Source organism: Plantactinospora sp. A48 (assembly GCF_055793945.1).
Genome location: NZ_JBTIXF010000004.1, coordinates 142,302 through 163,600, shown reverse-complemented (window position 1 = coordinate 163,600; position 21,299 = coordinate 142,302). Strand labels below are relative to the sequence as shown.

Below are 21,299 nucleotides of genomic sequence, written 5' to 3'. Positions count from 1 at the left end.
TCTACGTTAGGGCGCCCCGGACTCCACCAGGTCGTATTGATCACGCGCGTCCGAACTCTGGGACGTGTACTCTCACGCGGTGCCTGACGAGCGGGATGCGCTTTTCGACCGGTTGGAACGTTTCTACGACGCCGTACCGCGGGACGCCGCCCGGACCGAGGATTTCGGCCCGCTTGTGCTCTTTGTCCGGGACTCCGCCGGTGGTTGGCCCTACTACGCCCGTCCCCGCCTGGACGCCACCGAGCCGCCGTCCGCGGCCGACGTGACGGCGGTCCGGGCCCGGCAGCGGGACCTCGGGCTGCCGGAGGCGTTCGAGTGGGTGCACGAGCGCACTCCGGACCTGCTCGCGGTGGCCCGCTCCGCCGGGCTGGCCGTGCTGGAGGCGCCGCTGATGGTGCTGGACCCGGCCGCCCTGCCGCCGGCCACGGAGCTGTCCGACGTACCGGTGCGGATCCTGGACCCCGGATCCGCCGGCTACCCGGCCGACGTCGCCGTCCGGCGCGCGGTGGCGGCGGTCGGGTTCGCCGCCGCCGGGACCGGGCGCGGGGACGCCGGGCCGCTCGAACGGGACGCCGCCGTGCTCGAACTCACCGAGGCCGACCTCACCGAGGAGCGGACCCGGACGCTGGCCGGCCGCCGGGTCTCCGCGCTCGCCGAGGCGCCCGGCAACGGCGCGGTCGGCAGCGGCATGGCGATGCGGGTGGGCGATGTGGCCGAGATCGCCGGTATCGCCACCCTGCCCCGGGCCCGCCGGCGCGGCGTCGGTGCCGCACTGACGGCGGAGCTGGCCCGCCAACTACTGGACAGCGGCACCGACCTGGTCTTCCTCTCCGCCGGCAGCGAGGACATCGCCCGGGTGTACCTGCGGGCGGGCTTCCGCCGGATCGGCACCGCCTGCATCGCCGAACCCGCCGCCGTTCCCGGCTGACCCACCCACCCCGCCGCAGGGCCGGGGCTCAGGCGGACCGGGGGGTGACGACCGGGGTGTCGATGGCCGGAGCGCCACCGGTGCCCGCCCGGCCGTCGGTGCCCGCCCGGCCACCGACGCTCGCGGGGCCGCCGGTGCCGACCGGGCCGGCCTGCCGGGAGGGTCGGGGCGTACCCCCGGTGAGCAGCGCGTCCAGCGACGCGCGCCGGCCCTCCTGCACGGCGGCGGCGAAGGGGCTGGCGCCGAGTTCGGCCAGCAGGGCGGCCCCGGTCGCGGCGGCCGCCGGTCGCTCGCAGGCCGGTACCGGAGCCCCGATCTCGTCCCGGATCCGGGCCGCCGCCCCGAGCAGCCGCGCGGCGCGGGGGCGGTCCCGTTCCAGCCGGACGACCTCGGCGAGCGCCTCCAGCACGCTGGCGATGCGCCACCGGTCCCCCACCGAGCGGTGCGCGGCCATGCTCACCAGCAGGTGTGCCCGGGCCCGGGTGATCCGCCGGGTGGCCAGCTCCACCAGCCCGCGCAGGTTGTGCGTCCAGCCGATCCCCTCGGCGAAGCCGATCGCCGCGTACCGCTGGAGAGCCGCGTCCAGCAGTGACGCGGCCCGGTCCGGGTCGCCGCGGTAGAACGCGACGGCCCCGAGATTCATCAGCCCGGCGGCCTCCGCCTCGGTGTCGCCGATCCGCTCGAAGCGGCGCAGGCTGGCCCGTAGCCGGGACTCGGCCCGGTCGAGGTCGCCGGACAGCCAGGCCGTGACACCCCGCTGCTGCACCGCCTGCGCCTCGCCCCACTCGTCGCCACAGTCGGCCAGCAGCGCGGTCGCGGCGGCCAGGTGCGCCGCCGAGTTGGCGTACCGGGCCTGTTCCCGCGCCACCGATCCGAGGATCAGTTCCACCCGGGCCTCGGACCGGCGATCGTCCGCCGAGCGGCAGGTGGCGCGGGCCAGCTCGGCGTACCGGACCGCCATCGGGTAGTCGCGGCGCAGCAGAGCCAGCATCGCGGCCCCCACCGCGGCCCGGACCCGCAGCGCCGGCGGGGCGTCCCGGTTCCGGTCCAGCGCCGCCGTCAGCCAGTCCAGCCCGTCCCGGTAGTGGCCCTCCAGCCGGCAGTACATCGCCACCGCGGCGGCCAGCCGCAACTCACCGTGGTCCACGCCGGGATCCTCGGCGGCCAGCCAGCGCATGGCCCGGCGCAGGTCGGGCTCCTCGGCGCGCAGCCGGTGCAGCCAGCACTCCTGCGCCGGCCCCCGCAGCCGGTCGTCGGCCCGCTCGGCCAGGGCCAGCAGGTACCGGGCGTGGGCCCGCCGGGCATCCGTCTCGACGCCGCTGCCGGAAAGCCGGTGCATCGCGTGCCGACGGATCGGCACCAGCATCCGGTAGCGGACGGGCCGGGGCGGGTGGTCGTCCGGGAAGCCGCCGGCCGCTCCCGCCGAGGCGGTCCGGACGGCGCCGGTCGGGGACGGTTCGACCTCGTCGATCGCGGTCACCAGCGACGCCTCGGCCAGCGCGGCCAGCGCGGCGCTCCCGGCCGGCCCCCGGATGGCCGTCGCGGTCGTGGCGTCGAAGCCGCCGCTGAACACCGCCAGCCACTCGAACAGGGTACGGGCCTCGGCGTCCAACTGGCTCACGCTGGTCTCGACGGCGGCGGCGACCGTGCGGTGCCGGCTCGGCGCGGTCGGGTCGGGACTGCGCAGCATGGCCGGGTCGGTGGCGGTCCGGCTGGCGATCTCGGCGACGCTCAACATCGGGGTCCAGGCCGCGGCCAACTCGATGGCCAGCGGCAGACCGTCCAGTTCGGCGCAGAGCCGCACCACGTCGTCGGCGCTCTCCGGTGCGACCGGGTGACCGGACCGGGCCCGGGCACGTTCCAGGAACAGCCGGGTGGCCGGGTGGACCACGAGGTCGGCCAGGGTGTGTCCGGGTCCGGGGGTCGGCGCGGCCAGCGGGGGTACCGGCACCAGGCGTTCACCCGCGACCCGCAGGGCGACCCGACTGGTGGCCAGTACGCGCAGCCCGGGGCAGCCCGGCAGCAGACGACGGATCAGGGCCGCGCAACCGGGGACGAGCTGCTCGCAGTTGTCCAGCACCAGCAGCGTCTCGGCGTCCTCGATCGCCGCCACCAGCGCCTCGGTCGGGTCGTCGGATCCGACTCCCGGTCGCACGCCGAGCGCCACGGCGACCGCCTCGGGCACCCGGGCCGGATCCTCGACGGTGGTGAGGTCGACGAACCAGGCGTCCTCACCGGCCATCCGCCGGGCCACGGCGATGCCCAGCCGGGTCTTCCCGGACCCGCCCGGCCCGGTGAGCGTGACCAGCCGGCGGGTCGTCAACAGCCGCTCGACCTCGGCCAGCAGCGGCTCACGGCCCAGCAGCGTGGTCATCGGCACCGGCAGCCGGGCCGGCACCAGCCGGGCGGCGAGCCGGCTCGCACCGTCGGTGGCCGGCTCGGGCGACGCGGCGACCCGGCGCCGCTCCCGCTCCCGCTCCGGGCTCGGGAGATCCACCCACACCTCGACGAGGTCGCCCCGCTGCGCGGCGCTGGCCAGCCGGTGCAGCCGGTCACCCACCCCGATGCCCAGCTGCTCCCGGAAGGTCTGCTCGGCCACCTCCGCCACCTCGGCGGCGCCCCGGCGGCCCTGGCCCAGGAACGCGGCCACCAGCAGCAGCTCCCACAGCCGGGCCCGCAGCGGATGCCGGCGCAGGGCCGCGTCGAGGGCGACCCGGGCCTGGTCGGCCAGCGTGGTGGCCGCGGCACCTGCCGCCAGCACGGCGCGGTCGACCACCGGGCCGCCGGCCGCCTCGTACGCCGCGGCGGCGAGCCGCAGCTCGCACTCCCAGCGGTCCTCCACGGCGGCCACCCGGGACTGGACGAGCCGGGTTGCCTCGGCCGCCGCCCAGGGTGGGAAGACCAGATCCACCCCGCCGAGCGGCAGCTCGGGCGCGTCGGGACCGGTCCGCCACAGCGCCAGGGCGCTGTCGAACAGCTGCGCCGCCCCGGCCCGGTCGCCGCGCGCCATCCGGGCCCGGGCCCGGGCCAGCAGCCTGTCGCAACGGCGAGCGTCGATCAACCGGCTCGATATCCGCAACAGGTACCCGTCCCGCCGGGCCAGCACGGTCGCCGGCAGACCGGCCCGGCGCATCGCCGCGGTGAGTTCGGCGACGGGACCGTCCAGGGCCGCCGCCGGGTACGACTCCGGGACCGGTGCCGGTGCCACCAGTTCGGCCTGCGCCACCGGCTGGTTGGCGCGCAACGCCAGCAGACCCAGCAACCGGCACACCGGCGGCGACAGCGCGACCGGACCCGCGGCACCGGTCAGCTCGACCGGGCCGAGCAGCCGGATCTCGCCGGGAATCCGCAGAGCCCGGTCCGGGTCCACCGGTCGGGATGGCGCGCGCCGCACGGGAGTCCTCCCCTCACTCCCGGTAATTCTGACCCCACCGGGCGGCCCGACCGACATCCGTTCGGTTCGCCCGAGCCGCCGTACGGGCCCGGTGGACCAACGGTCAGTCCCCTGAGCAGGGAAAACACCGATTTCGATCTCGGCGACGAGCCAACGGCAGACCCTCGGCACCCGCCTCGGCGAGACCGGCCGAACCCGACCGAAGGCCACCCCGGGCCGCCCGCACCCGGGCGGAGGCCGACCATCGCGCCCGAGCCGGGCCGCCGGGTCGCCGGGCCGAGCCGGGTCGCCGGGCCGAGCCGGGTCGCTCGGGCTGGACCGCGGACCGCCATCCGGGCGGAGCGCTCCGGTCAGGCCGGTGGCCGCCACTGGGCCGCGCTGTTCGCGGCGCTGCCCAGCAGCCGGGGGGTGATGGCGCCCAGGGCGGCGTCCCGGGCTCGCAGCGCGAGCCGGCCCCGGGCCCGCAGCACCGCCGACATCCGCCGGGTCTGCCGCACCATCGTGGTCGCCCGGGGCAACCGCAACCGGCTGTACGACTCGACGGCGGCCCGCAACTGCTCGCCGGGCTTCGCCTCCGTCGTCAACGCGCTCAGCGTCGCCGCGTCCTCGAACGCCAGGCAGGCGCCCTGTCCCAGGTGGTGCGGCATGGCGTGCGCGGCATCCCCCAGCAGCACCACGCCACCGTCGCCCCGGGCGAACCCGTAGCTGCGGGGCAACGGCCGCAGTTCCCGGACGTCCTGCTGGATGACGTCCTCGGGTTCCGTGGCGGTCAGCAGCTCGGCCACCGGTGCCGGCCAGCCGGTCAGCCACCGGCGCAGCAGGGCGAGCTGGGTGGCCGGCGGCTCCGGTCGCGCGGCGCCCGCCGCCGTCACGATCCAGTAGATCCCGCCGCGGGTCGACCCGCCCGAGCCGCCCCGGTCGCCCAGCGACACGGCGACAAACCGGTAGCCGGCGCCGAGCACCTCACCGCCGAGCGCCTCCTCCGGCAGCTGCGGCGCCCGGTACCAGGGAATCACCGCCCGCCATGCCGCGCAGCCCGAGCTGACCACTGTGGACTCCGGAGCGAGCCGGCGCCGGATCGCGCTGTCGATGCCGTCGGCCGCCACCACCAGATCCGCCGCGAACGTGTAGCGACCGTCCGAAACGGCGGGTCGGTCTCCGGGCTCGGTCCGCACCACCCGGATTCCGGTCCGGATCTCGACGCGGTCACCCAGGCCGGCGATGAGCGCGTCGTGCAGGTCCTCCCGGTGGACCACGACCGGCGCGCGGTCCCCGGTCAACGCCCGGGGCTGCACCAGCCGGTGCCCGTCCGGGCGGCGCACCCCACCGTCACGCAGCGGGGTGGCGATGGCGTCGAGACCGCCACCGAGGCCGAGGGCGCGCAGCGCGCGGATGCCGTTCGGCCAGAGCACCAGGGCCGTCCGGTCGGCCCGGACCCGGTCGTCGGCCTCCAGCAGCGTCACCTGCCAACCGCCCCGGGCCAGCGCGCCCGCGGCGGCCAGGCCGGCCACGCCGGCGCCCACCACCACCGCCGTACGCATCGGGGTTCCTCCGCTCAACGGTCCTGCTCGGCTGGTCCCGGTGCGGCCTTGGCCGAGGGGTCGGCGGACGGGGCAGTCGCCGTCCCCGGCCCGTCGGCCCCGTCGGCGCTGTCGTCGTCGGCGGTACCCGTGGCGTCGGTGCTGGTGGTGCTCTCGGTGCTGGCGTCGGTGTCGGTGTCGGCGGTTCCAACGGCCCCGGCGGTGTTGATCGCGTCGGTGCTGGTGCCGGTGGCTCCGGGGGTGCCGGCGGTGCGCGCGTCGGTTCCGCCCGGCCGGTCGTCCGGCGCGTCGGGATCGACGGCGGGCCCGGGGGCCACGCCGGACTCCTGGTAGACCTGGAACTCCTCCTCGGTGACCACGCGGTATCCGAGCGGCTGCGCGGCGGTGGTCCGGCGCGACAGGTCGACCTGGGAGACGTCACCAGCTTCCCGGGCGGCGGACTCCGGGCCGGTGGGCGGCGGGCCGCCGGTCGGCTCGCCGCCGGTGGTCGCGGTCCCGGACCCACCGGCCCGAGCCGCGGACTCGCCGGGGACGGATCCGACCGCGACCGTGTCGGCCGACGCGGTCGACGCGGAGACCGGCACGACGTACTCGCGGGGACCGTGGACCCGCAGGAAGTAGACGAGCGCCCCGGCGAAGACCAGCACGGCGGTGAAGACGTTGAGTCGCACCCCGAGGATCCGGTTCGCGTCGTCGGTACGCATCAACTCGATCCAGAACCGGCCGGCGGTGTACCCCATGACGTACAGGGCGAACGCCCGGCCCCGGCCCAGCTTCCAGCGGCGGTCGGCCCACAGCACCAGCGCGGCCACCCCGACGTTCCACAGCGCCTCGTAGGCGAAGGTCGGGTGACGCAGGCCACCCTCCACCGGCACCGGTTCGCCGTCGGTCCGCAGCGCGTGGCCCGGATTGTCCGGGTCCATCTGGTAGACCCGCAGGCCCCAGGGCAGCGTCGTCGGTCCGCCGTACAACTCGTTGTTGAACCAGTTGCCCAACCGGCCGACGGCCTGGGCGAGCGGCATGGCGGGAGCGGCCGCGTCGGCCACCACGGTCAGCGACAGGCCGAGTTGCCGACAGGCGTACCAGGCGCCCAGCGCGCCGCCGAGCACGCTGCCCCAGATGCCCAGGCCACCGTGCCAGATCTTGAAGGCGTCGAGCGGGTGGCCGCCGGCGCCGAAGTACGGCTGCGGCGACGTGATCACGTGATAGATCCGGGCCCCGATGATGCCCGCCGGGACCGCGTACAGGGCGATGTCCAGCACCGCGCCGGGGGCGACCCCGCGACGTCGCAACCGCATCTCGGTCACCACGCAGGCGACCACGATGCCGAGCACGATGCAGAGCGCGTACGCCCGGATCGGCAGGGGCCCTAGCTGCCACACCGCGGTGGTGGGGCTGGGCAGCGCCGCCTGTGGGGAGAGCGAGGCGATTGTCACGGATACACACGCTACCGCCGCACCGGGTCGGCCCGGGACCCCGGGCGGGCCGACACGACCGGCCAGCGGAACCCGCCCCACCGCCACGGTCGAGGCGGACGCCCGCCGCCGTGCGCTGCCGGGTCAGCCGCGGGTACGGACGCCCTCGGCCAGTTCGGCGCTGAGGCTGCGCAACGCGGCCAGACCGGCGTCCTGGTCCGGCGCCTCCAGCAGGCACCGGATCAGCGCGCTGCCGACGATCACCCCGTCCGCGTAGCCGGCCACGGTGGCCGCCTGGGCACCGGTGCCGACCCCGAGGCCCACCCCGACCGGCAGGTCGCTGACCTGCCGCAGCCGGGAGACCAGGATCGGCGCGGCCGTCGAGGTCTGGGCACGGGCCCCGGTCACCCCCATGATCGCCGTCGCGTAGACGAAGCCCCGACAGTGTTCCGCGGTCATCGCCAGGCGCGCGTCGGTCGAGGACGGCGAGACCAGGAACGTGCGGTCCAGCCCGTACGCATCGGAGGCGGCCAGCCACTCGGCGGCCTCCTCGGGGATCAGGTCGGGGGTGATCAGGCCGGTGCCGCCGGCCGCCGCGAGGTCCCGGGCGAAGGCGTCGACGCCGTACTGCTCGATCGGGTTCCAGTAGGTCATGGTGACCACCGGCGCACCCGTGGCGGCGACCGCCTCGATGATCCGCAGCGTGTCCGCGACCCGTACGCCGCCGGCCAGTGCGATGTCGCTGGCCCGCTGGATCACCGGCCCGTCCATCACCGGATCCGAGTACGGGATCTCCACCTCGATCACGTCAACGCCGGCCGAGACCATCGCGGTCATCGCCGCGATGCTGCCCTCGACCGTCGGGAAACCCGCGGGCATGCACCCGACCAGCACCGCACGGTCGTCGGCGCGGGCCTTGTCGAAGGCGACCCCGATCCGGCTCATCCGACTCACTCCTTGTCGAGGATGCCGAAGTACTCGCCGGCGGTGTGGACGTCCTTGTCGCCCCGACCGGACAGATTGACCACGATGACCGGTTCCCGGCCGAGTTCGGCGGCGAGGCCGGGGGCGATCCGCGCGGCGCCCGCGAGCGCGTGTGCGCTCTCGATCGCCGGGATGATCCCCTCGGTCCGGCAGAGCAGTTCGAAGGCTTCCATCGCCTCGGTGTCGGTCACCGGCTGGTAGCTCGCCCGGCCGCTGTCGTGCAGCCAGGCGTGCTCCGGCCCGACACCCGGGTAGTCCAGCCCGGCGGAGATCGAGTGCGAGTCGAGCGTCTGGCCGTCGGCGTCCTGCAGGACGTACGTACGGGTGCCGTGCAGCACGCCCGAGGAGCCCCCGGTGATGCTCGCGGCGTGCCGCCCCGTCTCCACTCCCTCACCGCCGGCCTCGAAGCCGTACAGCCGCACGTCCCGGTCGTCGACGAAGGCGTGGAAGATGCCCAGCGCGTTGGAACCGCCCCCGACGCAGGCCGCCACCGCGTCCGGCAGCCCGCCGAGCTGTTCGAGGCACTGCCGCCGCGCCTCGTCGCCGATGCCCCGGACGAAGTCCCGGACCATCTCCGGGAACGGGTGCGGGCCGGCGGCGGTGCCGATCAGGTAGTGGGTGTCGTCGACGTTGGCGACCCAGTCCCGCATCGCCTCGTTCATCGCGTCCTTGAGGGTGCGCGAGCCGGTGGCCACCGGGACCACCGTGGCGCCGAGCATCCGCATCCGGGCCACGTTCAGCGCCTGCCGCTCGGTGTCCACCTCGCCCATGTAGACCACGCAGTCCAGGTCGAACAGCGCGGCGGCGGTGGCGGTCGCCACACCGTGCTGACCGGCACCGGTCTCGGCGATCACCCGACGCTTGCCCATCCGCCTGGTGAGCAGGGCCTGGCCGAGCACGTTGCGCACCTTGTGCGCGCCGGTGTGGTTCAGGTCCTCGCGCTTGAGCAGAACCCGGGCACCGAGCTTCGCCGACAGTCGCCGGGCGGAGTAGAGCAGCGACGGGGCGTCGGCGTAATTGCGCAGCAGGTCGTCGAACTCGGCGCGGAAGGACTCGTCGGCCATCGCCGTGCGGTACGCGGCGTCCAGCTCGTCGAGCGCCGCGACCAGCGCCTCGGGCACGAACCGGCCGCCGAACCGGCCGTAGTGCCCGGCGGCGTCGGGAAGCTTGCCGGCCGGTGCCGACGGGGTGGCGGTCATGGCGTTCCTCTCGGTGCTGACGGTGGTCGAGCCTCAGCGCACCGGGCGCGGCGTCGCGGGGTGGTTGCCGGCGTTGACCAGCTCGGCCACCGCCTCGCGTGGGCTCTTCTTGGTGACCAGGCCCTCACCGACGAGGACCGCGTCGGCGCCGGCCGAGGCGTACCGGATCAGGTCGTGCGGTCCGCGCACACCGGACTCGGCGATCTTGACGACGCTGCTCGGCAGTCCCGGCGCGATCCGCTCGAAGACGGACCGGTCGACCTCCAGGGTGCGCAGGTCACGGGCGTTGACCCCGATCACCTGTGCGCCCGCCTCCAGCGCCCGGTCGGCCTCCTCCTCGGTGTGCACCTCGACCAACGCCGTCATGCCCAGCGACTCGATCCGCTCCAGCAGCCCCACCAGGGCGTTCTGCGGCAGCGCCGCGACGATGAGCAGCACCAGGTCGGCACCGTGCGCCCGCGCCTCGTGGACCTGGTAGCTGGAGACCACGAAGTCCTTGCGGAGCACCGGCACCCCCACCTCGGCGCGTACCGCCGCGAGGTCGGCCAACGAGCCGCCGAACCAGCGTCCCTCGGTCAGCACACTGATGCACCGGGCGCCGCCGGCCGCGTACTCGGCGGCCAGCTGGGCGGGATCGGCGATGTCGGCGAGCGGACCGCGCGACGGCGACGACCGCTTGACCTCCGCGATGACACCGACACCCGGGCGGCGCAACACGGCGTACGCGTCCAGCGGTGGTGGCGCCGCGGCGGCCAGTTCGCGGATCCGCGTCAGCGGAACCTGCCGTTCGCGCTGCTCGACGTCCTCGCGGACGCCGGCAAGGATCTCGTCGAGCACGCTGCCGGTCGCTGCGGGCCTTGGATCATCGCCTTCGGATGCGTGTTCAGCAGTCACCAACGGAATCCCCTCTCCGGGTGTCATGGACCGATGCTAGGGGGCGCCACCAGCCGAGCGACGCAGGGGGTATGGCGTCGCTCACCTCGACGGCTCGGGCATAATGGGCCACTTTTGGTGAGAGACGCATCACCGACCGCCACCCTGGCGCATCGACGATCACCACATAATGACAACACGGCGGACGGCGCCGCGCAGCGGTCCGTCCGGTCGCCATCCGCCGACGCCCGCCGGGCCCTGCCCCGGCCCGGTCCGGACCGCCGGCCGTTCCGGGCGCCCACGTGCCCGGCTCGGTCCGGCACGCCACCCCACCGGGTCCGGTCCGACCCACCCACCGGGTCCGGTCCACCGGCCGTGGCCTGGCATTTCCGCCGGGTACCGGCCGCGTCAAGCGGCGGACATCGGCCGGAAACACCGGCCGGGCACGATCGGGTACGGCAGACTCGAAGCCGATACGGATTTCGCGTGGGAGCCGATCATGACCATCGTCGAGCACGAGCGACCGGACACCCTGAACCCGGACACCGTGAGCACGGACACCCTGAGCACGGACACCCTGAGCACGGACGCCCTGGCCACGGTCCCCCGGGCCGTCCTGGCCCTGGCCATCGGCGTGGCGCACACCGTCGAGCGGGCGGTCGGCGGCGACCAGCGGACCCGGGTGGCCCAGGCCAACGCGCGGGCGGCCGTCCAGGCCGACCGGGAACGCGCCCGCCAGCGTGACGAGGTCCGCCGCGCGGTGGCCGCCCTCAGCCGGTCCCGAGCGAACCGCACCGGCTGACCGACCCACCCGCACCGCCGCCCGGCACCCAGCGGCCGGCCACACCCGGCCGGCCACACCGGGATGGCCGCGCTCGACAGCTGGCGTGCTCAGCGGATGATCGTGCTCCAACGGACCGGCCTCGCTCAACGGGCAGGCCTCGCTCAACGGACAGGCCGGGCTCAACGGACAGGCCGGGCTCAACGGGTAGGTACTGCTCAGTTGATGGTCGGATCCTCGCCACGGTCCAGCGCGTCCCAGGTGTCCCGGGTGCTCCGAGCCGGGCCCGGGCCGGTCGGGCCGGATCGCGACGCGGTCCGCTCGTAACGCGCCCCCATCGCCGGCCAGCGGTGCCCGTACCGCACCGCGACCCCGGCGGCCACGGCCACGAGCAGGCCGCCGAACAGGCAGACCGCCGGCCAGCCGGGTCTGCTGTCGCCCGGCCCGGCGAGCCCGTACCCGCCTCCGCCGGCCACCGCGAGCCCGACCGGGACCAGGAGCAGGCCCAGCAGCCGGCGCGGCCGGCCCCGGGTGGCCAGCAGCGCGCCCGCGCCGGCCAGCGCGACCACGGCCAGCGCGGGCAGCCAGGGCAGCAGGTCACCGCCGGTGTGTACCGTCCGAGCCGGTGGCAGCGGCGGCCGGGCCAGCACGTCGACGGACCAGGTCCGGGTGGCCGCGTACAGGGCCAGTCCCGCGCCCGCCGCGTCGAGCAGGACCGCGCCGGCCAGGCCGCGCCGGCCGGCCGCCGCCGCCGCAAGGGTCGACCCGTCCGGTACGACCGCCCCGCCGCTCACGGTCGCCCCGGCCGGTCTTCCACGCCCGCCGCGCCGGTCGCCGCCGCACCCGCCGGGTCAACCGTGCCCGTCGGGTCCACGGTGCCCGTCGGGTCCACCGTGCCGATCGGGTCCACCGTGCCGATCGGGTCCACCGTGCCGATCGGGTCCACCGTGCCGATCGGGTCCACCGTGCCGATCGGGTCCACCGTGCCCGTGCTGACCGGATCCAGCGTGCCGGCCGGATCCACCGTGTCGGTCATGTCCAGGCTGCCGCTGACCGGGAGTTCGGTGTGGAAACAGGTCCGTTGTCCGGTGTGACAGGCGGCGCCGACCTGGTCGACACTCACCAGCACCGCATCGCCGTCGCAGTCGAGGGCGACCGACCGGACGTACTGGTGGTGTCCGGAGGTAGCGCCCTTGACCCAGTACTCGCTCCGGCTGCGTGACCAGTACGTGGCCCGCCCGGTGGTCAGGGTGCGATGCAGCGCCTCGTCGTCCATCCAGGCGACCATCAGCACCTCGCCGCTGCCGTGCTGCCGGACGACGGCCGCGAACAGGCCGTCCGGACCGCGACGCAGCCGGGCGGCGATGACGGGATCGAGCGCCGACGGACCGCCCGGCGCACCGGGCAGTCGGGTCGGGATGGAGTTCGAGTTCGGTTCGGACACGCGCCCAATCCTCCCGCACCGGCCCGGCGGGGCGCGCACCGCCGCCCCGCACCGAAAGATGTGCAGAGTTGTTGTCGCTGGGACGACAACAACTCTGCACACTTCGGCGCCAGCCGGGCACCCGGTGGCTCCGCCGCCGTTCACCGGGCGCCGAACCGCCCGGGCCGGTCCGAACCGCCCGGGCCGGTCCGGTCGGCCCGGTCCGCCGTTCAGCCGTTCAGCCGTTCAGCAGCCGCATCATCGGCGCGGTGTACCGGTCGCCGGCCACCGCGTCCCGGGGCACCGCGGCGGCGAGCCGGTCGAGTTGCCCGGGTTCGAGCCGCAGGTCGGCGGCGGCGACGTTCTCGGTCAGGTAGCGGACCCGCTTGGTGCCCGGGATCGGGAGCACGTCGTCGCCCCTGGACAGCAGCCAGGCCAGCGCCGCCTGCGCCGGGGTGCAGCCGATCTCCTCGGCGACGGTCCGCACCTCGGCGACCAGCTTGAGGTTGGTGTCCAGGTGCTCGGCCGAGAACCGGGGCACGGCGGAGAGTCGCCAGTCGCTGGCGCCGAGCTGGTCCCGCGAGTCGATCGTGCCGGTCAGCAGGCCCCGGCCCATCGGCGAGTACGCCACGACGGACACCCCAAACTCCCGGCAGGTCGCCAGCATCCCGTCCTCGACGTCCCGACTGAACAGCGAATACTCCATCTGGACCGCGCTGATCGGGTGTACGGCGTGCGCCGCCCGCAGGGTGGCGGGGCTCACTTCGGACAACCCGAGGAACCGGACCTTGCCGGCGGCCACGAGTTCCGCCAGGGCGGCGACGGTCTCCTCGATCGGGGTGTCCGGGTTGCGCCGGTGTACGTAGTAGAGGTCGATCGTGTCGATGCCCAGCCGTCGCAGCGAGGCGTCGCAGGCCCGCCGGGTCCAGTCCGCGCTGGTGTCGACGTACCGCTGGCCGTAGTCCAACGTCGAGCCGCCCTCGCGGACCCGGCTGCCGAATTTGGTGGCCAGGAACACCTCGTCCCGGCGGGCCCGGACAACGGGACCGAGCAGCCGCTCGTTGTCACCGTTTCCGTAGATGTCGGCGGTGTCCAGGTGGTTGACCCCGAGGTCGAGTGCGCGGTGCAGCGTGCGGGTCGACTCGGCGTCGTCCCGCTCGCCGTACGCGTGGCTCATGCCCATGCAACCCAGCCCGATGGCCGATACCGCCGGGCCGGTGGGGCCGATCTGGCGGGTGATCATCGTGCCTCCTCTCGGCGTCGGTAGACATCGATCTTGTGGTCGAGGACCCTCAGGTCGTCCTCCAGCGCGGACATCTGGGCCAGGACCCGGTTGCGGTGCGCCTCGAACAGTCGCCGGCGGGCGCCCAGGGTGTGTTCCCCCTGGCGGGCCAGCTCCGCGTACCTGCGCATGTCCCGGACCGGCATTCCGGTCCGGCGCAGCCGGGTGAGCAGGAACAACCGGTCCAGGTCCACCGCGGTGTACCGACGGCGGCCGGCGGAGTCCCGGCCGATCGGCGCGACCAGCCCCTCCTGCTCGTACCAGCGCAGCGTGTAGGTGGTGAGGCCGACCCGGGCGGCGGCCTCACCGACGGTCAGGGTGATCTCATCTCCGGCCGGTTCAGCGGGGCGGCCGGCCGGCGCGACCGGTGCCTCGCCGGGACGGATCGTCGCGACGGGTTCTTGAAGGCTCACGTCCACAGATCGAGCGTTCCAGTTCGAGCGCACTCGAAGTCAACCCCATTGCCCGGCCGGATTATTTCATCTACCGTTGAGTTCAACAGATGATGAATTCATTGGAGGCAGGATGACCACCGCCATCGAGGTCCGTGACCTCGTCGTCCGGCGTGGCGGCCGCGAGGTGCTGCACCGGCTGAGCTGCCGGGTGCCCCGCGGCCGGGTGACCGGGCTGCTCGGCCCGAGCGGCAGCGGCAAGACCACGCTGATGCGGGCGATCGTCGGGGTGCAGAAGGTGTCCGGCGGTTCGGTGACCGTGTTCGACGCCCCGGCCGGCTCCCCGGCGCTGCGCCGCCGGATCGGCTACCTCACCCAGGCGCCCAGCGTGTACGCGGACCTGACGGTCCGGGAGAACGCCCGCTACTTCGGCACCCTGCACGGCGTGCCGGTCGCCGAGGCCGACGAGGTGATCGCCGCCGTGGGCCTGGCCGACGCGGCGAAACAGCTGGTCGGCACGCTCTCCGGCGGCCAGCGCAGCCGCGCGTCCCTGGCCTGCGCGCTGGTCGGGCGGCCGGAACTGATCATCCTCGACGAGCCGACCGTCGGGCAGGACCCCGTGCTGCGCGACGAGCTGTGGCGGCGGTTCCACGCGCTGGCCCGGGACGGGGTGACGCTGCTGGTCTCCAGCCACGTCATGGACGAGGCCGCCCGGTGTGACCAGCTCCTGCTGATCCGCGACGGCCGGCTGATCGCCGACGAGACCCCCGACGCGGTACGCCGGCGCGCCGGCACCGACGACCTGGACGAGGCGTTCCTGCGGCTAATCCGCGACCAGGAACGGGACCTGGGCGGGGAACCGGCGCGGGAGGCGGCTCCGGGCCCCGCGCCCCACGACACCGACCGGAACGACGCACAGCGGAGCCTGTCATGAGCCCACGCATCCTGGCCGCCACCATCGGCCGCATCCTGCGCCAGTTGCGCCACGACCGCCGGACCATCGCGCTGCTGCTGGTCATCCCGGCCGTGCTGCTCACCCTGGTGTACTACATGTACGACAACCAGCCCGTCCCGCCCGGCCAGCCGAGCATGTTCGACCGGGTGGCGCTGATCATGCTGGGCATCTTCCCGTTCATCATCATGTTCCTGGTGACCAGCATCGCGATGCTGCGGGAGCGCACCACCGGGACCCTGGAACGGTTGCTCACCACCCCGCTGGGCAAGCTCGACCTGCTGTTCGGCTACGGCATCGCGTTCGGGCTGGCCGCCGCGGTGCAGGCCGGCGTCGCGTCGGCGATCGCCTACTGGGCGTTCGGGCTGGACACCGCCGGACCGGCCGCACTGGTGATCCTGATCGCGGTGGTCAACGCGGTGCTCGGGGTGGCGCTCGGGCTGTTGTGCAGCGCCTTCGCCCGTACCGAGTTCCAGGCCGTACAGTTCATGCCGGTCGTGGCGATCCCGCAGATCCTGCTCTGCGGGCTGTTCGTCAGCCGCGACCAGATGGCCGACTGGCTGCGCGGGGTCAGCGACGCGCTGCCCCTGACGTACGCGGTCGAGGCCCTGCAGGAGGTCGGCGCGCACGCCGACCCGACCGCCACCATGTGGCGGGACCTGGGCATCGTGGCCGGCGCGGTGGTGGTGGCGCTGGTGCTGGCCGCGGCCACGCTGCGGCGGCGCACCAACTGACACCCACGGGTACGCGGTCGTCCGCGACGGACGGACCGGGAGGAAGGCGAGTGATGGCACGACGGACCGGACGGCGGCCTGGCAACCCGGACACCCGGGAGGTGATCCTGGCCGCCGCCCGGGAGGCGTTCGCGGAGAAGGGCTTCGACGGCGCCTCCATCCGGGGGATCGCCAGCGCCGCCGGGGTCGACCCGGCGCTGGTCCACCACTACTTCGGCACCAAGGACCAGCTCTTCGTGGCGGCCATGGACTTCCCGCTCGATCCCCGCGAGATGCTGCCGCAGGCCCTCGCCGGCGGGCGGGACGAGTTCGGCGCCCGGGTGGTGCGGCTGTTCCTCGGCGTCTGGGACTCCCCGGCCGGCGCGGCCGGGGTGGCCCTGCTGCGCTCGGCGGTGACCAGCGAGTGGGGCGCCCGGCTGCTGCGGGAGTTCATCGTCACCCAGGTACTGCGCCGGGCGATGGCCCAACTCGACCTCGCCCCGGAGCAGGCTCCGCTGCGGGCCAGCCTGGTAGCCTCCCAGCTGGCCGGCCTGGCCATGGTCCGTTACATCCTCCGGCTGGAACCGCTGGCCACGGCCGCCCCGGAGACTGTCGTGGCGGCCGTGGGCCCGACCATCCAGCGGTACGTCACCGGGGATCTGGCGCAGGTGTGGGATCAGCGGGTCTGCTCCAGCCAGGAGGCGTAGAGCAGGCCGTACACCGAGGACCGGTCCTGGACCAGTTCGTGGTGCGGGCCCCGCTGCACGATCCGGCCCCGGTCCACCACGATCACCTCGTCGGCGGCCTGCGCGGTGGACAGCCGGTGCGCGATGGCCACCGTGGTCCGGCCCCGGGTCACGGCGTCCAGCGTGCGCTGCAACCGCACCTCGGTCGCCGGGTCGACCGCGCTGGTGGCCTCGTCCAGCACCAGCAGATCCGGATCCGCGACGTACGCCCGGGCCAGCGCCACCAGTTGCCGCTCCCCCACGCTCAGCGCCTCACCGCGCTCCCCGACCGGGGTGTCCAGTCCGGCCGGCAGTCCGGCCACCCAGTCCGCCAGGCCCAGTTCGGTGAAGGCCGCCGCCAACTCCTCGTCGTCCATGGACGGGCGGGCGAACCGGACGTTGCCCGCCACGGTGTCGTCGAACAGGAAACCGTCCTGCGGCACCATCACCACCCGGGAACGCAGCGCGGTGAACCGCACCCTGGACAGCGGCACGCCGCTCAGCAGCACCTCGCCCGAGGTGGGGTCCATCAACCGGGTCAGCAGCTTCGCGAACGTCGTCTTGCCGCTGCCGGTCTCGCCGACCACGGCCACCCGGGTCCGGGCCGGGATGTGCACGTCGACGTCCGAGAGCACCCGTGGACCGAGGCCGGGCTCCCCGTCCACGTCCGCCGCCGGGTACGCGAACCCGACGTCGGCGAACCGGACGTCCAGGGGGCCGGCCGGCAGGTCCGCGCCGTCCTCACCCGGGTCCGCCACGTCGGGTGTGAGGTCGAGCACGTCGAGCACCCGACGCCAGCCGGCCACCGCGTTCTGCGCCTCGTTGAGCACCTCGGTGGCGATCTGCACCGGCTGGATGAACAGGGTCACCAGGAACAGGAACGCGGTCAGCTGCCCGATGCTGAGGTGGTCACCGACACCCAGCCACACGCCCAACACCACCACGGCGGCCAGCGCCAGCCCGGCGGCCAGCTCACCGACCGACGAACCGTAGATGCTGGTCCGGATGGCCCGCTGCTGCGCCTGCCGCTGCCCGTCGATGGCCTCGTCCAGCCGGGCCGCGGTGCGCCCGGCCACGCCGTACGCCCGGATCACCGGCGCGCCCACGACGCTCTCCGCGATCGCCGCCAGCAGCACGCCGGTCCGGCGCCGGACCTCCGCGTACGCCCCGGCCAGGCGCTTCTGCAACACCCGGATGATCAGGACGGCCGGCAGGAAGGCGAGGTAGACCACGAGGGTGAGCTGCCAGGAGTAGACCACCATCACGAACGTGGTGACCACCAGCTGACCCACGTTGATCAGGAGGATCACCCCGCCCCACTGGAGGAACTGGGTGATCTGGTCCACGTCGCTGGTCACCCGGGACACCAGCGAGCCCCGCCGCTCGGACTGCTGGTGCAGCATGGACAGGTCGTGGATGTGGCGGAACGCCCGGACCCGGACGTTGGCCAGCGCGGTCTCGCTCACCGTGAACAGCCGGCGCATCATCAGGTAGCCGCAGGCGGTGGTGATCACCAGCACCGCGGCGGTGATCACCACGACCGTGGCGACCACCCGCAGGTCGGGCCCGCCGGGCACGTTCAGCCCGCGGTCGATGCCCTGCTGCACCGCCACCGGGATGGCGGCCCGGCCCACCATCGAGACCAGAGCCAGCGCCACCGTGCCGGCCAGCCCGGTGCGCAGTTCGGGGGAGAGCGCCAGCCCGCGCCGCAGGGTGGTCCAGGTGCTCTCCACCGGATCCGGCGCGGTCGCCCGGTCCGTCTTCCGTCCGTCCGTACGTCGTTCCTCGGTAACCGGGGCGGTCACGGGACCGGCACCTCCTCGTCGGCGCGACCGGCTTCCCGTTCGCGCTCCGCCTCCGCCTTCTCGTACGCGGTCACCAGGTCGGCGTACCCGGGCACCGTCGCCAGCAGTTCGGCGTGGTCGCCCCGGGCGACCACCCGGCCGCGCTCCAGATAGACGACCTCGTCGGCGAGGGCGATCGTGGCCCGCCGGTACGCGACCACCAGGATCGAGGCGCCCGGCCCCGGGGCGGCCGGGTCACCCGGTCCGCTCGGCTCCGGGCCGGCCCGGTCACCGCGCAGGGCGGCCAGGATGGCCGCCTCCACCCGGGGGTCGACCGCGCTGGTGGCGTCGTCCAGGACCAGCAGCCGGGGTCGCCCGGCCAGCGCGCGGGCCAGGGTGAGCCGTTGCCGTTGCCCGCCGGACAGTGACGTGCCGCGCTCGCCCACCATGGTGTCCAGGCCGTCGGGCAGCGTGGCGACGAAGCCGGCGGCCTCGGCCAGCCGCAGGGCGGCCCAGACGTCCTCGTCGGTGATGCCGGGCCGGTCCAGGGTGACGTTGGCCCGTACGGTGTCGTCGAACACGAACGGGACCTGGGCGACCAGCGCGGTGGTGGCGGTCAGCGATCCGACCGTGAGCGAACGGGCGTCCACGCCGTCCAGCCGGACGGCCCCGGCGGTCGGATCGACCAGCCGGGCCGCCAGGGACGCGATCGTCGACTTGCCCGATCCGGTGGGGCCGACCAGGGCGACCGTGCGGCCGGCCGGGACGGTGAAGGTGACCTCCCGCAGCACCGGGGTCGGCGCCGCGGCCGGATCGGTCGGCTCGTATCCGAAGCTCACGTCGGTGAAGTCGAGGGTGGCCGGCGCACCGCCGCGCGGGTCCAACTCGTCGGCGCCGTACGGCATCTGCCCGGCCGCCGACAGCACGCTGGACACCCGGTCCCAGCCGGCGACGCTGCGCGGCAGTTCGGCCAGCACCCAACCGATCGCCCGGACCGGGAACGCCAGCACGGTGAACAGGAACGCCACGCTCACCAGTTCGGTGACGGTGATGGCGCCCTGGCTGAGCCGGATCGTCCCGACCACCAGCACGCCGAGGGTGCCGACGCTGGGCAGCGTCTCCAGCATCGGGTCGAAGAAACCGCGCAGCCGGCCGACCGCGATGAGCGAGTTGCGCAGCTCGGCGGCCTGGGCCGCGAACCGGGCGGTCTCGGCGGCCTCCCGACCCATGGTCTTGACCACCAGCGCGCCGTCGAAGCTCTCGTGCGCCATGGCGCTCACCTCGGCCCGCATCCGCTGCGCGCGGGTCTGCCGGGGAGCCATCCGCCGGGAGTAGACGACGTTCAGCGCGAACAGTGCGGGGAAGACCGCGACGCCGACCATGGCCAGCACCCAGTCCGTGGCGAACAGCGAGCCGACGGCCGCGACGAGCATCACCAGCGTGCCCACCGCGAACGGCAGTGGGGCGATCGGGAACCAGGCCGCCTCGACGTCGGAGTTGGCGTTGGACAGCAGCGTCCCGGTGGCGTGCCGGTGGTGCCAGGACAGCGGCAGCTCCAGGTACCGCCGGGTGACCCGGCGCCGGTACGCGGCCTGGAGCCGGTACTGCATGAAGCCGGCCCCCAGCCGCCGCCCGAAGATGCCCACCACCCGCAGCGCGCTGATCCCGAGCAGGGCCGCGGCGCTGAGCGCCACCACACCGGTGTCCGCGTGCCCGGTCCGGATCGCCGGTACGGCCACCCGGCCGATGATCGCGCCCACCAGGTAGGCGTTGCCGATCACCAGCAGGCCGAACAGGATGCTGCCCGCCACCGCCGCGGCGAAGATCCGGGGCTGTTCCCGGATGGCCCGGCCCAACACCCACAGCCCGCGCCACAGCACGTCCCGACTCGTCTTGGTCGTCCCCACGCTCTCCCCCGCCGTAAGTCACAAGAGTCACCGTTATCCTTACCGGTCCGGGGGCCCCGTTACGACCCGTTAACCGTTGTGTCCACCATCACAACGCACCGTGTCGTTCGGGGGACCGACCCCGGGCGACCCGGCGAAACCGCGCCGACGCGCCTACCATCTGCGGCATGTCGCGGTTTGCTCGTTCGGAGCGCCAGGAACTCGCCGATCTCCTACTGGCCGTCGGGCCCGACGCGCCAACCCTCGACGAGGGCTGGACGACCCGGGACCTCGCGGCGCACCTGGTGGTCCGGGAGCGGCGGCCGGACGCCGCCGCCGGCATCCTGCTGCCGCCGCTGCGCGGGCACGGCGAGCGGGTCCGGACCGGGCTGGCCGCCCACCCGTACGAGCGGCTGGTGGAACTGGTCCGCCGGCCGCCCTGGTGGAGCCCGGTGAGCAACCCGCTGGTCCACGAGCCGGCCAACCTGCTGGAGTTCTTCATCCACCACGAGGACGTGCGCCGGGCCAGTCCCGACTGGCATCCCCGGGCGCTGGCCACCGACCTGCAGGCCGCGCTGTGGCGGCGGGTGCCGCCGGTGGCCCGGCTGGCCCTGCGCCGCTTCCCCGCCTCGGTGCTGGTGCAGGCCCCCGGCCACGGCGAGACCGCGGCCGGTCGGGCCGGCGAGTCGGTACGTCTGGTCGGGCCGCCCGGTGAACTGGCCCTGTTCCTGTTCGGCCGGCAACGGGCCGCCCGGATCCAGCTCGACGGACCGGAACCACTCGTCGAGCGGATCCGCACCGCCCGGTTGGGCTTCTGACCGCCCGCCCGACGCCGCATCGTCGCCCACCCGCCGGACGCGCCACAGCGCCGTCGCGCCCGCGACCTCCCGCTGAGCCCGTGAGCCGGGCGGGCGACCTCCGGCTGTGAGTCGTTGCCCGGCCACGGAACCGGCGGCGCCCCGTCACGCCGGCGGCCGGGCGGGAGCCGTACCGCGGCTCGGGGCCCAACCCCGCACGGACCGGACCG

17 protein-coding genes and 1 pseudogene are annotated in these 21,299 nt (G+C 74.6%); 6 read left to right on the top strand and 12 right to left on the bottom strand.

Annotated elements, in window-relative coordinates; genetic code table 11:
* The first annotated feature begins 79 nt into the window (after positions 1–79).
* The gene (locus ACXN5W_RS04315; protein ID WP_473156801.1) at positions 80–928 is read left to right on the top strand and encodes a GNAT family N-acetyltransferase; all 849 of its coding nucleotides are present in this window, start codon (positions 80–82) and stop codon (positions 926–928) included.
* Between the two features lie 28 nt (positions 929–956).
* On the opposite strand, the gene ACXN5W_RS04310 is transcribed toward ACXN5W_RS04315, so the two are convergent.
* The 6 genes from ACXN5W_RS04310 to trpC all read right to left on the bottom strand — a co-directional run bounded on the left by ACXN5W_RS04310 (position 957) and on the right by trpC (position 10,298).
* Positions 957–4,322, bottom strand: coding sequence for an AfsR/SARP family transcriptional regulator (locus ACXN5W_RS04310; RefSeq protein WP_473156800.1), 3,366 nt, complete (start codon positions 4,320–4,322; stop codon positions 957–959).
* A gap of 350 nt (positions 4,323–4,672) precedes the next feature.
* A complete protein-coding gene (locus ACXN5W_RS04305; RefSeq protein WP_473156799.1) occupies positions 4,673–5,863 on the bottom strand; it encodes an FAD-dependent oxidoreductase in 1,191 nt (396 codons plus the stop codon).
* 14 nt (positions 5,864–5,877) lie between these two features.
* Entirely contained in the window at positions 5,878–7,299 is a 1,422-nt protein-coding gene (lgt, locus tag ACXN5W_RS04300) for a prolipoprotein diacylglyceryl transferase (protein WP_473156798.1), read from the bottom strand.
* Positions 7,300–7,422: 123 nt separating this feature from the next.
* On the bottom strand, positions 7,423–8,223 hold the full coding sequence (trpA, locus tag ACXN5W_RS04295; protein ID WP_473156797.1) for a tryptophan synthase subunit alpha: 801 nt from the start codon (positions 8,221–8,223) through the stop codon (positions 7,423–7,425).
* Between the two features lie 5 nt (positions 8,224–8,228).
* Entirely contained in the window at positions 8,229–9,461 is a 1,233-nt protein-coding gene (gene trpB / locus ACXN5W_RS04290) for a tryptophan synthase subunit beta (protein ID WP_473156796.1), read from the bottom strand.
* A 33-nt stretch (positions 9,462–9,494) separates the two neighbouring features.
* Complete coding sequence (gene trpC / locus ACXN5W_RS04285) at positions 9,495–10,298, bottom strand: indole-3-glycerol phosphate synthase TrpC (protein WP_473156795.1); 804 nt, start codon at positions 10,296–10,298, stop codon at positions 9,495–9,497.
* A 535-nt stretch (positions 10,299–10,833) separates the two neighbouring features.
* Here trpC and ACXN5W_RS04280 point away from each other — a divergent pair.
* A complete protein-coding gene (locus ACXN5W_RS04280; protein WP_473156794.1) occupies positions 10,834–11,136 on the top strand; it encodes a hypothetical protein in 303 nt (100 codons plus the stop codon).
* A gap of 197 nt (positions 11,137–11,333) precedes the next feature.
* Here ACXN5W_RS04280 and ACXN5W_RS04275 read toward each other — a convergent pair whose 3' ends face one another.
* The 4 genes and pseudogenes from ACXN5W_RS04275 to ACXN5W_RS04260 form a co-directional block, all read right to left on the bottom strand.
* Positions 11,334–11,909 (bottom strand): Trp biosynthesis-associated membrane protein, encoded by a 576-nt coding sequence (locus tag ACXN5W_RS04275; RefSeq protein WP_473156793.1) that lies wholly within the window; start codon positions 11,907–11,909, stop codon positions 11,334–11,336.
* A gap of 251 nt (positions 11,910–12,160) precedes the next feature.
* Positions 12,161–12,568 (bottom strand): annotated as a pseudogene (gene hisI / locus ACXN5W_RS04270) (phosphoribosyl-AMP cyclohydrolase); the annotation flags it as partial.
* Between the two features lie 208 nt (positions 12,569–12,776).
* The gene (locus ACXN5W_RS04265) at positions 12,777–13,781 is read right to left on the bottom strand and encodes an aldo/keto reductase (protein ID WP_473156792.1); all 1,005 of its coding nucleotides are present in this window, start codon (positions 13,779–13,781) and stop codon (positions 12,777–12,779) included.
* A complete protein-coding gene (locus tag ACXN5W_RS04260) occupies positions 13,778–14,233 on the bottom strand; it encodes a MerR family transcriptional regulator (protein ID WP_473156791.1) in 456 nt (151 codons plus the stop codon). The genes ACXN5W_RS04265 and ACXN5W_RS04260 overlap by 4 nt, the downstream gene beginning before the upstream one ends.
* A 112-nt stretch (positions 14,234–14,345) precedes the next feature.
* Between ACXN5W_RS04260 and ACXN5W_RS04255 the strand changes: the two genes are divergently transcribed.
* From ACXN5W_RS04255 to ACXN5W_RS04245, 3 genes are read left to right on the top strand one after another with little or no spacing between them, the layout of a single operon-like run.
* Positions 14,346–15,146 (top strand): ABC transporter ATP-binding protein, encoded by an 801-nt coding sequence (locus ACXN5W_RS04255; RefSeq protein ID WP_473156790.1) that lies wholly within the window; start codon positions 14,346–14,348, stop codon positions 15,144–15,146.
* Positions 15,143–15,898 (top strand): ABC transporter permease, encoded by a 756-nt coding sequence (locus tag ACXN5W_RS04250; RefSeq protein ID WP_473156789.1) that lies wholly within the window; start codon positions 15,143–15,145, stop codon positions 15,896–15,898. Before ACXN5W_RS04255 ends, ACXN5W_RS04250 begins: the two co-directional genes overlap by 4 nt.
* Positions 15,899–15,951: 53 nt before the next feature.
* Positions 15,952–16,584 (top strand): TetR/AcrR family transcriptional regulator, encoded by a 633-nt coding sequence (locus tag ACXN5W_RS04245; RefSeq protein WP_473156788.1) that lies wholly within the window; start codon positions 15,952–15,954, stop codon positions 16,582–16,584.
* On the opposite strand, the gene ACXN5W_RS04240 is transcribed toward ACXN5W_RS04245, so the two are convergent.
* Both ACXN5W_RS04240 and ACXN5W_RS04235 read right to left on the bottom strand, forming a co-directional pair.
* Positions 16,554–18,335 (bottom strand): ABC transporter ATP-binding protein, encoded by a 1,782-nt coding sequence (locus tag ACXN5W_RS04240; protein ID WP_473156825.1) that lies wholly within the window; start codon positions 18,333–18,335, stop codon positions 16,554–16,556. The genes ACXN5W_RS04245 and ACXN5W_RS04240 overlap by 31 nt on opposite strands.
* A gap of 68 nt (positions 18,336–18,403) precedes the next feature.
* Positions 18,404–20,266, bottom strand: coding sequence for an ABC transporter ATP-binding protein (locus tag ACXN5W_RS04235; protein WP_473156824.1), 1,863 nt, complete (start codon positions 20,264–20,266; stop codon positions 18,404–18,406).
* Between the two features lie 194 nt (positions 20,267–20,460).
* Between ACXN5W_RS04235 and ACXN5W_RS04230 the strand changes: the two genes are divergently transcribed.
* Complete coding sequence (locus tag ACXN5W_RS04230) at positions 20,461–21,090, top strand: TIGR03085 family metal-binding protein (protein WP_473156787.1); 630 nt, start codon at positions 20,461–20,463, stop codon at positions 21,088–21,090.
* Positions 21,091–21,299: the final 209 nt, after the last annotated feature.

Bases quoted from the DNA above. Each gene is read 5' to 3' on its own strand.
- ACXN5W_RS04305 (WP_473156799.1), bottom strand. From the start codon at position 5,863: ATGCGTACGGCGGTGGTGGTGGGCGCCGGCGTGGCCGGCCTGGCCGCC.
- ACXN5W_RS04255 (WP_473156790.1), top strand. From the start codon at position 14,346: ATGACCACCGCCATCGAGGTCCGTGACCTCGTCGTCCGGCGTGGCGGC.
- ACXN5W_RS04250 (WP_473156789.1), top strand. From the start codon at position 15,143: ATGAGCCCACGCATCCTGGCCGCCACCATCGGCCGCATCCTGCGCCAG.
- ACXN5W_RS04230 (WP_473156787.1), top strand. From the start codon at position 20,461: ATGTCGCGGTTTGCTCGTTCGGAGCGCCAGGAACTCGCCGATCTCCTA.
- trpA (WP_473156797.1), bottom strand. From the start codon at position 8,223: ATGAGCCGGATCGGGGTCGCCTTCGACAAGGCCCGCGCCGACGACCGT.
- ACXN5W_RS04265 (WP_473156792.1), bottom strand. From the start codon at position 13,781: ATGATCACCCGCCAGATCGGCCCCACCGGCCCGGCGGTATCGGCCATC.
- ACXN5W_RS04245 (WP_473156788.1), top strand. From the start codon at position 15,952: ATGGCACGACGGACCGGACGGCGGCCTGGCAACCCGGACACCCGGGAG.
- trpB (WP_473156796.1), bottom strand. From the start codon at position 9,461: ATGACCGCCACCCCGTCGGCACCGGCCGGCAAGCTTCCCGACGCCGCC.
- ACXN5W_RS04280 (WP_473156794.1), top strand. From the start codon at position 10,834: ATGACCATCGTCGAGCACGAGCGACCGGACACCCTGAACCCGGACACC.